At 71.6% G+C, this 13,169-nt stretch carries 11 protein-coding genes; 8 read left to right on the top strand and 3 right to left on the bottom strand.

From position 1 onward, the window contains the following. The first annotated feature begins 16 nt into the window (after positions 1-16). Positions 17-784, top strand: coding sequence for an SDR family oxidoreductase (locus Q2K21_RS26165; protein WP_310775631.1), 768 nt, complete (start codon positions 17-19; stop codon positions 782-784). Positions 785-854: 70 nt separating this feature from the next. Then, positions 855-1,763 (top strand): SDR family oxidoreductase, encoded by a 909-nt coding sequence (locus Q2K21_RS26160; protein ID WP_310775629.1) that lies wholly within the window; start codon positions 855-857, stop codon positions 1,761-1,763. 7 nt (positions 1,764-1,770) lie between these two features. On the opposite strand, the gene Q2K21_RS26155 is transcribed toward Q2K21_RS26160, so the two are convergent. Then, positions 1,771-2,286, bottom strand: coding sequence for a MarR family winged helix-turn-helix transcriptional regulator (locus Q2K21_RS26155; protein WP_310775627.1), 516 nt, complete (start codon positions 2,284-2,286; stop codon positions 1,771-1,773). 136 nt (positions 2,287-2,422) lie between these two features. Here Q2K21_RS26155 and Q2K21_RS26150 point away from each other — a divergent pair, with 136 nt between their 5' ends. Next, positions 2,423-3,862, top strand: coding sequence for an MFS transporter (locus tag Q2K21_RS26150; protein WP_310775625.1), 1,440 nt, complete (start codon positions 2,423-2,425; stop codon positions 3,860-3,862). A gap of 79 nt (positions 3,863-3,941) precedes the next feature. Here Q2K21_RS26150 and Q2K21_RS26145 read toward each other — a convergent pair whose 3' ends face one another. Then, entirely contained in the window at positions 3,942-4,685 is a 744-nt protein-coding gene (locus Q2K21_RS26145; RefSeq protein ID WP_310775623.1) for an ankyrin repeat domain-containing protein, read from the bottom strand. 103 nt (positions 4,686-4,788) lie between these two features. Continuing rightward, a complete protein-coding gene (locus tag Q2K21_RS26140; RefSeq protein ID WP_310775621.1) occupies positions 4,789-5,685 on the bottom strand; it encodes a hypothetical protein in 897 nt (298 codons plus the stop codon). Positions 5,686-5,916: 231 nt separating this feature from the next. On the opposite strand from Q2K21_RS26140, the gene Q2K21_RS26135 reads away from it, so the two are divergent. The 5 genes from Q2K21_RS26135 to Q2K21_RS26115 all read left to right on the top strand — a co-directional run bounded on the left by Q2K21_RS26135 (position 5,917) and on the right by Q2K21_RS26115 (position 13,143). After that, positions 5,917-6,696, top strand: a complete 780-nt coding sequence (locus Q2K21_RS26135; protein ID WP_386276062.1) for a S1 family peptidase — start codon at positions 5,917-5,919, stop codon at positions 6,694-6,696. A gap of 330 nt (positions 6,697-7,026) precedes the next feature. Further along, entirely contained in the window at positions 7,027-7,374 is a 348-nt protein-coding gene (locus Q2K21_RS26130; RefSeq protein ID WP_310775618.1) for a chorismate mutase, read from the top strand. Positions 7,375-7,693: 319 nt separating this feature from the next. After that, positions 7,694-10,192, top strand: a complete 2,499-nt coding sequence (pepN, locus tag Q2K21_RS26125; protein WP_310775615.1) for an aminopeptidase N — start codon at positions 7,694-7,696, stop codon at positions 10,190-10,192. Positions 10,193-10,381: 189 nt separating this feature from the next. Then, positions 10,382-11,737 (top strand): pyridoxal phosphate-dependent decarboxylase family protein, encoded by a 1,356-nt coding sequence (locus tag Q2K21_RS26120; protein ID WP_310775613.1) that lies wholly within the window; start codon positions 10,382-10,384, stop codon positions 11,735-11,737. Continuing rightward, on the top strand, positions 11,734-13,143 hold the full coding sequence (locus Q2K21_RS26115; protein WP_310775611.1) for a lysine N(6)-hydroxylase/L-ornithine N(5)-oxygenase family protein: 1,410 nt from the start codon (positions 11,734-11,736) through the stop codon (positions 13,141-13,143). Before Q2K21_RS26120 ends, Q2K21_RS26115 begins: the two co-directional genes overlap by 4 nt. Positions 13,144-13,169 lie beyond the last annotated feature (26 nt).

Genomic DNA, 13,169 nt, shown 5'->3' with positions numbered 1-13,169 from the left:
GCCGGCGGGAGGCCTTGTGGACAACTCGGACGAGGAGACCGCTCGAGGCCTGCGCGGCCGGACCGCCGTGGTCACCGGCGGCACCCGCGGTGTCGGGGCGGGGATCGCGCGGGCGTTCGTTGAGGCCGGCGCCCACGTCGTGGTGTGTGCCCGGAGGCCGCCCGAAGTCGCCGTGAAGGGAGCGGAGTTCGCCCCGCTGGATGTGTGCGACGCGGCTGCCGTACGGGACTTCTTCGACGCCCTGCCCCGCGTCGACGTACTGGTCAACAACGCGGGCGGCGCCCCGTACCGGCCCCTCGCCGACGCCGGACCCGAACGGCACACCCGGGTCGTCGAACTCAACCTCATCGCCCCGCTGACGGTCTCCCTGGCCGCGTACGACCACCTCCGGCGCGCCCGGGGAGCGGTCGTGATGATCGGCAGCGTGAGCGGCAGCCGCCCCTCGCCGGGCACCGCCGCCTACGGTGCGGCGAAGGCAGGGCTCGAGAGCCTCGCTCGGTCCATGGCCGTGGAGTGGGCGCCGGAAGTGCGGGTCAACACACTCGTCGTCGGGATGGTCCGCACCGAGCTGGCCCACCTCCACTACGGCGGCCAGGACGGTCTCGCGGCCGTCTCCCGCACCGTCCCGCTCGGGCGGCTCGCCGAGCCGTCCGACATCGGCGAGGCCGCCGTCTTCCTCGCCTCGGACGCCGCCGCCTACATCACCGGCGCGAGCCTGCTCGTGCACGGCGGAGGCGAACGGCCGGCGTTCCTCGACGCGGCGACCGCCAACAAGCGCACCTGAGCCCTCCCGAGACGGCACATCGACAAGTCGACCTATCGATACAACGGGCCGACGGACAAGGGGACACGAAGTGACGGGTATCGCCGACGGCCGAGTAGTGATCGTCACCGGCGCGGGACGTGGTCTCGGCCGCGCCCACGCCCTCGCGTTCGCCGCCGAGGGCGCGAGGGTCGTCGTCAACGACCTCGGGGTCGGCCTCGACGGCACACCCCGCGCCGACAGCCCGGCCGGGCGGGTCGTCGACGAGATCCGCGCGGCCGGCGGTGAGGCGGTCGCGCACGGCGGTGACATCGCGACGAGCGCCGGGGCCGCATCCCTGGTGGCGACCGCCCTGGAGACCTACGGGCGCCTGGACACCCTCGTCAACAACGCCGGCTTCCTGCGCGACCGGATGCTGGTCAACCTCGACGAGGGCGACTGGGACGCTGTCCTGCGCGTCCATCTGAAGGGGCACTTCCTGCCGCTCAAACACGCGGCAGCGCACTGGCGGGCGGAGACGAAGGCAGGGCGCACCCCCCGCGCCCGGGTCGTCAACACCAGCAGCGGGGCAGGGCTGTTGGGCTCGGTGGGGCAGGGCAACTACAGCGCGGCGAAGGCCGGGATCGTCGCCCTGACGCTCGTCGCGGCGGCGGAACTGGGGCGCTACGGCGTGCAGGTCAACGCCATCGCGCCCGCCGCGCGCACCCGGATGACCGAGCGCACCTTCGCCGAGACGATGGCCGCGCCCGGCTCCGGCTTCGACGCGATGGCCCCCGAGAACGTCTCACCCCTGGTCGTGTGGCTCGGCTCCGCCGCGAGCGCCGGGGTCACCGGCCGTGTCTTCGAGGCGGAGGGCGGCCGGATCAGCGTCATGGAGGGGTGGCGGCAGGGCCCGACCGCCGACAAGGGGGCGCGCTTCACCCCGGCGGAGGCGGGGGAGACGGCGCTGAAGCTGCTGTCGGACGCGGAGGTGCCGGGGGCGGTGTACGGAGCGGAATAGGAGCGGCCTATTCGGAGAGCCGGGCCGCAGCTTTGCGCTGCCGCTCGGACATCACGGCCAGGAAGCGGACCACGGTCTCCAACTCGTCCGTACTGAACTCCTGGCATGCCTCGACGACGTCGCGCACCCAATCGTCGAAGAACCCGGCGAGTTCGCCGATCTTCTCGCGATTCAGTTCGACGAGCACGCGCCGCTTGTCCGTGGGGTGCTTCACCCTGTACACGAAGCCCTTGTTCTCCATGCGGTCGATCAGCCCCGTGACGGACGCGGGGGCCAGACCGGTCAGTTCCGCGAGGTCCTTGGCGGTGAGCGGGCCGCGCCGTTCAAGGAAGTCGAGGGTCTTCTCCTCTGTGGCGCTCAGGCCCTGCTTCGCGGCGATCGCCGAGTGGAACATCACCGTGACGGCGCTGTGCTGCCGCCCCACGGTCATGAGCTGCTCCAGCGTCCTCACCCGGCGCTCATCGGCTGCGGCCTCGCCCGCGACCTTGCTCCCGCGGGTGCCATCCGTCTCACTGCTGCTCATGGCTCCAGGCTAGCAAAAATTTCGTTCGGTCGAACTAAAGACTTGCGATCAGCGCCGTCCTGGTGCAAGTCTTTCGTTAGGTCGAACGAAATAAATCCGGGCCGTGTCGACGGCCCGTAGTCGCCGGGAGTCACCCATGACCACAAGCCTTGCCGTCACCCCAGCGCCGGTGGCGGAGCCCTACCCCCGACGCTGGGCCGCCGCCGCCGTGATGATGGTCGCGGCGCTGATGGACCTGGTCGACGGGACGATCGTGAACGTCGCGATCCCCTCCATCGGCCGTGACCTGCACGCCTCGCAGAGCACCCTGCAGTGGCTGGTCTCCGCTTACCTGCTGGGATTCGCGGCCACCCTGATCATCTCCGGGCACCTCGGCGACCGGTTCGGCCGCCGCAGTCTCTTCCTCCTCGGCACGGCCGGCTTCGGGCTCGCGAGCCTGGCGTGCGGGGTCGCCCAGTCACCGGGGCAGCTGATCGCCGCGCGAGCCGTGCAGGGGGTGATGGCCGCCGTGCTGCTGCCGCAGGTGCTCGGCTCGTTCCGGACGTTGTTCCAGGGCCGGGAACGGGGCGCCGCGTTCGGGATGTACGGGGCCGTAGCCGGGTTCGCCTCCGCCATCGGGCTGCTGCTGGGCGGGGTGCTGACGGACGCGGATCTGTTCGGCTGGGGCTGGCGGTCGGTGTTCCTGGTGAACGTGCCGGTCGCCGTCCTGACCTTCGCGGCCGGGCTCGTGCTCGTGCCGTCGACGAAGGAGCGGTCGGAAGGGCGTCCGGATGTGTTCGGAAGCCTGGTGCTGGCCGCGGGCCTCGTGGCGATCGTGCTGCCCCTGGTGCAGGGACGCGGCAACGACTGGCCGCTGTGGGGCTGGGTCTGCCTCGCCGTCGGGGTGGCCGCGGTCGCCGGGCTCGGGCTCTACGAGGCGCGTCGGCACGGGGCGGGGACGGTGCCGCTGCTGCCGGTGCGGGCGTTCCGGCTGCCGGCGTTCTCCGTGGGCGTCCTCGTCCAACTCCTCTTCTCCCTGGGCATGCAGGGCTTCTTCCTGATCTTCGCGATCTGGATCCAGGGCGACGAGGGGTACACGCCGACGCAGGCGGGTGTGGTGACCGTGGCGTTCTCGGTCGGAAGCTTCCTGACGGCACCCGCGGCGGACGGGCTGGCGGTGCGGTTCGGGCGGCTGGTGCTCGGGGCCGGCGCGCTGCTGATGGCCGGCGGGTTCGGGCTGGTGTGGGCGGCGGTCGACGGCGCCTCCGCCCCGCACACCGGAGCGTGGCCCCTCGTGCCGGGGCTGGTGCTGGCCGGGGCCGGGCTGGGCTTCCTGGTGGTGCCGCTGGTGAACGTCGTCCTGTCCGCCGTGCCCGGCGATCTCGCGGGCGCCGCGTCCGGGATCTTCTCCACGGCTCAGCAGTTCGGCGGGGCGCTCGGGGCGGCGGTGGTCGGGACGGTGTTCTTCGGGGGCGTGTCGCACGGTCTGACGGACGCGCTGACCGGGGCGATGCCGTGGGTGACGGCCGTGTTCGTGCTCTGCGCGGCGCTGTGCGCGGGGCTGCCGCGGCGGGCCGTGGCCTCGCACGAGGAGTGAGCCGAGCGGGACGGGGCGGGGCGGGGCGTGGGCCGTTGGGGCCCGCGCCCCGCTGTGTCTCGGGCCGGCCGGCGGGCCATCACTCCCCGGACAGGTCGGCCCCGCCTTCCAACAGGCCCGCTATCACGTCGTGTCCGGTCTGCTGGTCGTTGCCCGCGGCCGGTTCGCCGTCGCGCAGGAGCGTGACCTCGACGGTCACCGTGCCGGGCTCCTCCTCCCAGCGGCGCGTGACGTACTGCTGCCCCGGACCGTACGTTGCCTCCAGACCCGCCCGGAGTTCCGCCGCGACGTCCAGCGTCAGCCAGCGCCGGGCCTCGGCGAGGGCCTCCCACCGCCCCCGCGCCCCGTACGCCAGCAGTGCCCGTACACAACCGGGCGAGCCGCGACGGGCGGCCACCACCAGCGGAGGTTCGTCCCTGGGGCCGGGCAGGTCCGGGTCCGCGCCCGCCGCCAGCAGCGCCCGTACGACCGCCACGTGGCCCCGCTGTACCGCCCACGTCAGCGCCCGGAACCCGTACTCCTCCTCCAGGTCCGGTGTCGCCCCGGCCTCCAGCAGGGCCCGTACGACCTCGGTATGGCCCCCGCAGGCAGCCCCGCACAGCGGCGCGTCGGCGCCCGCGCTGAGGCGATCGGGGTCGGCACCGGCCGCCAGCAGCAGTCGTACGACGCCCGGTGCGTCGCTCACCGCCGCCAGGTACAGGGCCGTCTGGCCCTCCTCGTCCACCGACTCGGGATCGGCGCCCGTGCGCAGCAGTCGTACGACCGCGTCCTCGTCCTCTTCGTGGACCGCCGTGAACAGCTCCGTCGGCTCGCGCGTGTTCATGACTCGACCCTCGCTCGCCGAGGGCTTCGCCCGCAAAGACATCTGAGGTGTTCTGTGCCACCTTCGAGGTGCCTCTTACGTCACACCAAGCAGCGGACGCACCTCAGGTATCGCACTCCAGCACTGTCCGGCACAGCCCGCACCGCGCCCGCACCCGCCCTCGCACCGGCACCCTGATCCGCTGGTGACAGGTCGGGCACGGGAAGCAGACGCGCAGCGGGCCGCGGCCGGCCGGGGTGAAGGAGTACGGGACGCCGGGATGCGAGCCGGGGCCCGGGGTGTCCTGGGCGTAACGGCGGTCCTTGGCGTAGCGGCGGCGGCCCGCCCAGCCGGCCGCCGTCAGCGGGGGCTGCTGCTCGTCGCGGCGGGCCTGCGCCATGCCCTTCCTGTACGCCGTGTACGCCTGCGGGCTGGTGAACCAGATCGCCGGGTCCTCGCCGAACAGCAGCGCACGCTTGGCGAGGACGTAGCCGAACTCCTCCGGGGTCAGATAGCCGAGCTTCTGCGACGACGCCCCGTCCTCGCGGAAGGCGTCGAGGAGTAGCCAGCCCGCGCCGAGGTAGGTCGCCGCCGTGTCGGTGAGGATCTCGTTCTCCCGCGTGCTGGGGAACGACAGGTCGAGGCGGTGCAGATAGACATGCATCACCTCGTGCGCGAGGGCCGCGCCGATGTCCCGGCGGTGGGTGCGGAACCGGTCGTTCAGCTCCACGAAGTACTCGGGGCCGGCGGCGAGTTCGACGTTCGCCGCATGCGTCATCTCGCGGAAACTGACGATCATCCGCGCGTCCGGCAGCCGGTAGTGCCGCACCAGCTCGTGCGCCACGCGCTGCGCGCCCAGGTGCAGGTCGTCCTGGTCGGAGAAGGCCACGTCGGCAGGGAGCACGCTGGTGGCGAAGGTGCGGATGGTGTCGTACGAGAGCCGTTTGTACAGCGCGGTGATGGCCGCCTGCACCGTGTCCAGATGCGGATAGCCGTGCTCGACCGGTCCGCCGTTCGCCACGTCCGCACCCCCTGAAGACGCCAGCACTGCATTCCACTGTAGGCGCGCTCCCTCCCGGTGGCGGACGTGCGCGGGCGCGAGGATTTCGCGTCGCGCGGCCCTCTGGCCGGAAACCGGTTCTTGTCTCTCCCGCCCGTTCTCCAAATAATCCGTAACGACTTGGCGGGAGCATGTCATGAATGGTCTCGCGTGCTGCCGCCATGCGGTCAACCCCCCACGGAAGGAAGCACGTTGAAGCTTCTGAAGAAGACCCGAGTCCTCAAAAGAGCCCTCGCGGCCGTCACTGTCGCGCTCGCCGCCCTCTCGCTCCAGCCCCTGTCCGCCCAGGCGGCACCCCAGCCCGTCGTCGGCGGGACGCGCGCCGCGCAGGGCGAGTTCCCGTTCATGGTGCGGCTCTCCATGGGCTGCGGCGGCGCCCTGTACACCCAGAACATCGTCCTGACCGCCGCCCACTGTGTGAACGGCTCGGGCAACAACACCTCCATCACCGCCACCGCCGGCGTCGTCGACCTGCAGAGCAGCAGCGCGATCAAGGTCAGGTCGACCAAGGTGCTACAGGCCCCCGGCTACAACGGCAAGGGCAAGGACTGGGCGCTGATCAAGCTCGCCCAGCCGATCAACCAGCCCACCCTCAAGATCGCCACCACCACCGCGTACAACAGCGGCGACTTCACCGTCGCAGGCTGGGGCGCGGCCCGCGAGGGCGGCGGCCAGCAGCGCTATCTCCTCAAGGCCACGGTCCCCTTCGTCGACGACGCCACCTGCCGGCAGGCGTACGGCAGCGATCTGGTGCCCGGCGACGAGATCTGCGCCGGATTCCCGCAGGGCGGCGTCGACACCTGCCAGGGCGACTCCGGCGGGCCCATGTTCCGCAAGGACGACACGGGCGCCTACATCCAGGTCGGCATCGTCAGCTGGGGCGAGGGCTGCGCACGGGCCGGCTACCCCGGCGTCTACAGCGAGGTCTCCACATTCGCCGCCGACATAGCCCGGGCCGCCTCCGGCCTCTAGACGGCCCGCACGGGCGTACCCCCGGCGGGTACCAGAGCACCCGCGGCCCGCCCCGGCCGCGGGCGCTCCCGGCTCACCGCCCGTCCACCCGGACGATGCCCCGATACCCGGGCTTCGGCCGGGAGTTCGCACAGAGCTTCCCGTCCCCGCACACCGTCACCGTGCCGGGGAACGGACCGGTGGCGCCCTTCTGGGGCAGTTCCACCGGAAAACGACGCGTTCCATGTCGTCGACAGCGAACGGCGCGGTCCACGACCTCACCTCGCACGGACGATCCGCACTCCGGACAGGGATGATCGGAAACCCGCACGGGCCGTAGGGTGGTCGCCCATGACCACCCGCCACACCGCACCCGGAGACGTCGACCCGGCCGTCCGAGCCGAACTCGCCCGGCTGCGCGACAGCATCGACAACATCGACGCCGCCGTCGTCCACATGCTCGCCGAACGCTTCAAGTGCACCCAGCAGGTCGGCCACCTCAAGGCCGCACACCAGCTGCCGCCCGCCGACCCGGCCCGCGAGGCCGCCCAGATCTCCCGGCTGCGCCGGCTCGCCGAGAACGCCAAACTCGACCCCGCCTTCGCGGAGAAACTGCTCAATTTCATCATCGCCGAGGTCATCCGCCACCACGAGAGCATCGCCGAGGACGTCACGGGCCCCGCCGCCGCGCAGGAGTGACATCCGGCGGGCGGCAGGGCATGCCGCCTCCCAACGCCGCCCACCGGGCCGCACCGCACGCCTCCGCTCCGGGCCGGCCCAACCAAGGTGCCATTTTCGGCTGAGTGGCCCTTTGTCAGGTCGAAGGAGCGCATAGTGTGACGTTTCGGACATAAGCTGGGTGCGCCCGCCAGCGCTCCCAGGTCCCGGAGCAGGAACCCGAACCCGTCACCGAACCCGCCACCCGACCGGCCCGCGAACGCACCAAGACACGGCCCGAAAGGCGGATATAAGGCGTGTATCGGACCACCCCTGTGCCCTGCCGGCGGCATCAGGCAGCATGTCCCTCATGTCCGTACTGACGCGCGACGAAGCGCAGACCCGTGCCCGGCTCCTCGACGTCCACCGCTACGAGATCACCCTCGACCTGACCAGCGGCGACGAGACCTTCGACTCCCGCACCGCCATCCACTTCACGGTGCGCGGAGACCAGGCCGCCGCGGACACCTTCGTCGAGCTCAAGCCCGCCGAGCTGCGCTCAGCCACCCTCGACGGCGAGCCCCTCGACCCCGAGACCCTCGCCGACAACCGGCTGCCGCTCAAGGGCCTCACCACAGGCGAGCACGAACTGCGCATCGACGCCGCCATGCGCTACTCGCGCACCGGCGAGGGCATGCACCGCTTCACCGACCCCACCGACGACGAGACCTACGTCTACACCCAGCTGTTCATGGACGACGTCCAACGCGTCTTCGCCGCCTTCGACCAGCCCGACCTCAAGGCCGTCTTCGACCTCACCGTCAAAGCCCCCGAAGGCTGGAGCGTCCTCGCCAACGGCATCACCACGCACGAAGGCGACGGCACCTGGCACGCCGCCGCCACCCCCCTCATCTCCACCTACCTCGTCGCCGTCGCCGCCGGCCCCTGGCACTCCGTGCGCACCGAACACCGCGGACTGCCCTTCGGCATCCACTGCCGCCGCTCCCTCGCCCCCCACCTCGACGCCGACGCGGACGAACTCCTCGAGATCACCCGCCAGTGCTACGACCGCTACCACGAGAAGTTCGAGGAGCCCTACCCCTTCGACTCCTACGACCAGGCGTTCGTCCCCGAGTTCAACGCCGGAGCCATGGAGAACCCCGGCCTCGTCACCTTCCGCGACGACTTCGTCTACCGCTCCGCCGTCACCGACACCCAGCGCCAGACCCGCGCCATGGTCATCGCCCACGAAATGGCCCACATGTGGTTCGGCGACCTCGTCACCCTGCGCTGGTGGGACGACATCTGGCTGAACGAGTCCTTCGCCGAGTACATGGGCTACCAAACCCTCACCGAAGCCACCCGCTTCACCGACACCTGGACCGACTTCGGCGTCGCCCGCAAGGCCTGGGGCTACGACGCCGACCAGCGGCCCTCCACCCACCCCGTGGCCCCCGAAGCCGTCGAGGACACCGCCTCCGCGCTCCTCAACTTCGACGGCATCTCCTACGCCAAGGGCGCCTCCGCACTACGGCAGCTGGTGGCCTGGCTCGGCGAGAAGGACTTCCTCGCCGGCATCAACACCCACTTCACCCGCCACCGCTTCGGCAACGCCACCCTCGCCGACTTCATCGACTCCCTCGCCAGCGCCACCGAACGCGACGTACACGCCTGGGCCGACGCCTGGCTGCGCACCACCGGCGTCGACACCCTCACCCCCCACCTCACCCACACCGACGGCACCCACTCCCTCACCGTCACCCACCACGGCAGCCGCCCGCACCGCATCGCCGTCGGCCTCTACGACCGGGACCTCACCGACGACGGCCGCCTCACCCTGCGCGAACGCCTCGACCTCGACATCCCGCAGACCGCACCCCAGCCCCTCGGCAAGCGCCCCGCCCTGCTCCTGCTCAACGACGGCGACCTCACCTACGCCAAGATCCGCTTCGACCCCGAGTCCTTCGAGACCCTACGAGGCGCCCTCTCCGGCCTGCCCGAACCCCTCACCCGCGCCGTCGTGTGGAACGCCCTGCGCGACGCCGTACGCGACGGCCACCTCCCCGCCACCGCCTACCTGGACACCGCCCGCAGCCACCTCCCACACGAAACCGACCTCGCCCTCACCGAAGGCGTCCTCGCCTTCGCCTCCGCCCACATCGCCGACCGCTACCTGCCCCCCGCCGACCGGCCCGCCGCCCTCGCCACCCTCACCGACCTGTGCCGCGACCTCATCCGCCGCACCGAGGACGGCTCCCACCCCGGACTGCGCCTGATCGCCGTACGCCACTTCATCGACGCCGCCGCCCACCCCGACACCATCGCCGCCTGGCTCGCCGACGGCACCGTGCCCGGCGGACCCGAACTCGACCCCGAACTGCGCTGGCGCATCCTCGGCCGCCTCGCCGCCCTCGGCGCCGCAGACGAGACCGCGATCACCGAAGAACTCGACCGCGACCCCAGCGCCACCGGACAAGAAGGCGCCGCCCACTGCCGCGCCGCCCTGCCCGACCCCGACGCCAAGCGGCGCGCCTGGGAGGCGATGTTCGCCACCGACGACCTCTCCAACTACCTGTTCACAGCCACCGCAAAGGGCTTCTGGCAGCCCGAACAGGCCGAACTCGTCAAGGAGTACGTCGACCGCTACTGGAGCGACGCCACCGCCCTCGCCGCCCGCCGAGGCCCCGCCATCGCCCAAGCCGCCGCCCGCTGGGCCTTCCCCCGCTACGCCGTCAGCGCCGACACCCTCCGCCAGGGCGAACAGTGCCTGCGCGAGACCGACCCCACCCCCGCCCTGCACCGCGGACTCGTCGACGAACTCGACGACCTCGCACGGGCATTGCGCATCCGCGAGGCGTAACCGACCCCCCCCCGACGGCCGGCGCCCGACCCGACACAGGGCGCCGGCCCGGCAGCGCATATGCCACCTCCAGCACATTCCTCCTAACGGCGGTACCCCCTTTCGGGTCGGATCGTTGTCCTCTTCTGGCGGGCCGAACACCCTCACATGCAGGCTTGATCCCCCGCCGCCCGCCCCGGAGGACGCCCCATGAGCATGCCGCCCCTCGCCTCAGGACCCGAAGGCCCCCGCGCGCTCAGGCCACTGCTCGAAACCGTCCTCGACGCCCTGGACAAAGGCACACAGGCCCGCGGCGGACCACTACCCGCGGGCGGACCCCAAGCCGTCGCCGCGCGAGTGCGCCACACCACCGGCGACGTACTCCCACAAGAAGGCGACCCCGACGCCCTACGCACCCTCGTACACACCCTCGCCGAAGGCGCAGCCGACCCCGCCGACCCCCTCTGCGCCGCCCACCTGCACTGCCCGCCCCTCGCCGTCGCCACCGCCGCCGACCTCGCAGCCAGCGCCCTCAACCCCTCCCTGGACTCCTGGGACCAGGCCCCCGCCGCCTCCGCACTGGAAACCCTCGTCACCCAGGCCCTCGCCCGGGAAACCGGCGCCGCCGACGCCCTCGTCACCACCGGAGGCACCGAGTCCAACCAACTCGCCCTCCTCCTCGCCCGCGAAACCCTCGGCAGCGTCCAACTCCTCTGCGGAGCAAACGCACACCACTCCCTCACCCGCGCCGCCTGGCTCCTCGGCCTGCCCCAACCCCACATCCTGCCCACCCCCACCGGCACCCTCGACCCCGCCACCCTCGACGAAGCCCTCACCGACCTGCCCGGCCCCCTCCTCGTCGCCGCCACCGCCGGCACCACCGACGCCGGACTCATCGACCCCCTGCCCACCATCGCCGACCTCTGCGCCACCCACGGCGCCCGCCTCCACATCGACGCCGCCTACGGAGGCGGACTCCTCTTCAGTGACCGCCACCGCAACCGACTCACCGGCCTGGACCGCGCCCACACCGTCACCCTCGACCTGCACAAACTCGGCTGGCAACCCATCGCCGCCGGGCTCCTCACCCTCCACGACCCCGGCGACCTGCACACCCTCCAACACCGCGCCGACTACCTCAACGCCGACGACGACACCGAAGCAGGCCTGCCCGACCTCCTCGGACGCTCCCTGCGCACCACCCGACGCCCCGACATCCTCAAGATCGCCGTCACCCTCAAAACCCTCGGCCGCACCGGACTCGGCACCCTCATCGACCACGTCTGCGCCCGCGCACACGAATTCGCCGACCTCATCCAGGCACACCCCGCCTTCGAGCTCTACGAGCCGCCCACCATCAGCACGGTCCTGTTCCGCCCCGCCGAAGCCAGCGACGACACCGTCGCCGCCGTCCGCCGCACCCTCCTGAACGACGGACGCGCCGTCCTCGGCCGCGCCCACCTCGACGGCCGCCTCTGGCTCAAGGCCACCCTCCTCAACCCCCACACCCGGCCCGGCGACCTGGCCGCACTCCTGAACCTGGTGGAAGGAAGCACGCCCCGATGACCCACCCTCCACACCACGAACCCGAAGCACCCCGCGACCTGGTCGGCATCGGCATCGGCCCCCTCAACCTCTCCCTCGCCGCCCTCGCCCACCCCCTCGCCGAACTCGACACCGCCTTCTACGACCAACGCCCCAGCTTCGACTGGCACCCCGGCCTCCTCATCGACGGCGCCACCCTCCAAGTCCCCTTCCTCGCCGACCTCGTGACCCTCGCCGACCCCACCAGCCCCTGGTCCTTCCTCAACTACCTCAAAACCCGCGACCGACTCTTCCCCTTCTACTTCGCCGAACGCTTCCACATCCAGCGCGCCGAATACGACGCCTACTGCCGCTGGGTCGCCGACAGCCTCCCCGCACTCCACTTCGCCCACCAGATCGACGCCGTCCGCTGGAACGCCGAACGCGACGTCTTCGAAGTCGACTTCACCCACATCAGCACCGACGGCCACGCCCAGGACGCCGGCCGCACCTACGCACGCAACATCGTCCTCGGCGTCGGCACCGCACCCCACGTGCCCGAACCACTCGGACCCCTCGTCGACGCCCCCCACGTGCCCGTCATCCACGCCGCCGACTACCTCCAGCACCGCGAGGCCCTCCTCGCCGCCGAACACGTCACCGTCATCGGCGCGGGCCAGTCCGGCGCCGAAGTCTTCCTCGACCTGCTCCGCCACCGCCCCACCGGCCACGAAAAGATCCACTGGCTCGCACGCACCGAAGCCTTCGCCCCCATGGAGTACTCCAAGCTCGGCCTGGAACACTTCACCCCCGACTACACCCGCTACTTCCACGCCCTCACCGAACCCGTGCGCGACCGCCTCGTCTCCGCCCAATGGCAACTCCACAAAGGCATCGACGCCGGCACCATCGCCGCCATCCACGACGAGCTCTACCGCCGCACCCTCAACGGCGGCTGGCCCCAAGCCGTCCTCACCCCCGGCGTCGCCGTCCGCACCGCCGGACGCATCGCCACCACCAAGATCGAACTCCACCTGGAACACATCCAGCAGGGCACCCGCACCCGCCTCACCACCGACGCCGTCGTCCTCGCCACCGGCTACCGCGAACGCCCCCTCGACCGCATCCTCGCCGGACTCGACCCCTACCTACGCCGCGACACCAGCGAACGCCCCCGCATCGACGACCAGTTCCGCATGGTCCTCGCCCCCACCGTCACCGGCAGCATCTACGTCCAGAACGCCGCACTCCACACCCACGGCGTCGGCACCCCCGACCTCGGCCTCGCCGCCTGGCGCAGCGCCACCATCCTCAACTCCCTCACCGGCAAGGAGCCCTACCCACTGCCCCGGCGAACCGCCTTCACCACCTTCGGACTCCAGCAGCCGGACCGCATCCCGCCCTCCCGGCGCATCAGAGCCCTCACCCCGCTCGTCGAGGGACGGTAAAACACGCCGACGGCGCCGGCGTGAAA

This window comes from Streptomyces sp. CGMCC 4.7035 (genome assembly GCF_031583065.1).
GTDB lineage: Bacteria > Actinomycetota > Actinomycetes > Streptomycetales > Streptomycetaceae > Streptomyces > Streptomyces yaanensis.
This window is presented reverse-complemented; position numbering and strand designations above follow the sequence as displayed.

What these genes read in the sequence shown, in the direction of transcription:
- Q2K21_RS26155 (WP_310775627.1), bottom strand. Translation starts at nt 2,286, where the DNA reads ATGAGCAGCAGTGAGACGGATGGCACCCGCGGGAGCAAGGTCGCGGGC.
- Q2K21_RS26150 (WP_310775625.1), top strand. Translation starts at nt 2,423, where the DNA reads ATGACCACAAGCCTTGCCGTCACCCCAGCGCCGGTGGCGGAGCCCTAC.
- Q2K21_RS26145 (WP_310775623.1), bottom strand. Translation starts at nt 4,685, where the DNA reads ATGAACACGCGCGAGCCGACGGAGCTGTTCACGGCGGTCCACGAAGAG.
- Q2K21_RS26130 (WP_310775618.1), top strand. Translation starts at nt 7,027, where the DNA reads ATGACCACCCGCCACACCGCACCCGGAGACGTCGACCCGGCCGTCCGA.
- pepN (WP_310775615.1), top strand. Translation starts at nt 7,694, where the DNA reads ATGTCCCTCATGTCCGTACTGACGCGCGACGAAGCGCAGACCCGTGCC.
- Q2K21_RS26120 (WP_310775613.1), top strand. Translation starts at nt 10,382, where the DNA reads ATGAGCATGCCGCCCCTCGCCTCAGGACCCGAAGGCCCCCGCGCGCTC.
- Q2K21_RS26115 (WP_310775611.1), top strand. Translation starts at nt 11,734, where the DNA reads ATGACCCACCCTCCACACCACGAACCCGAAGCACCCCGCGACCTGGTC.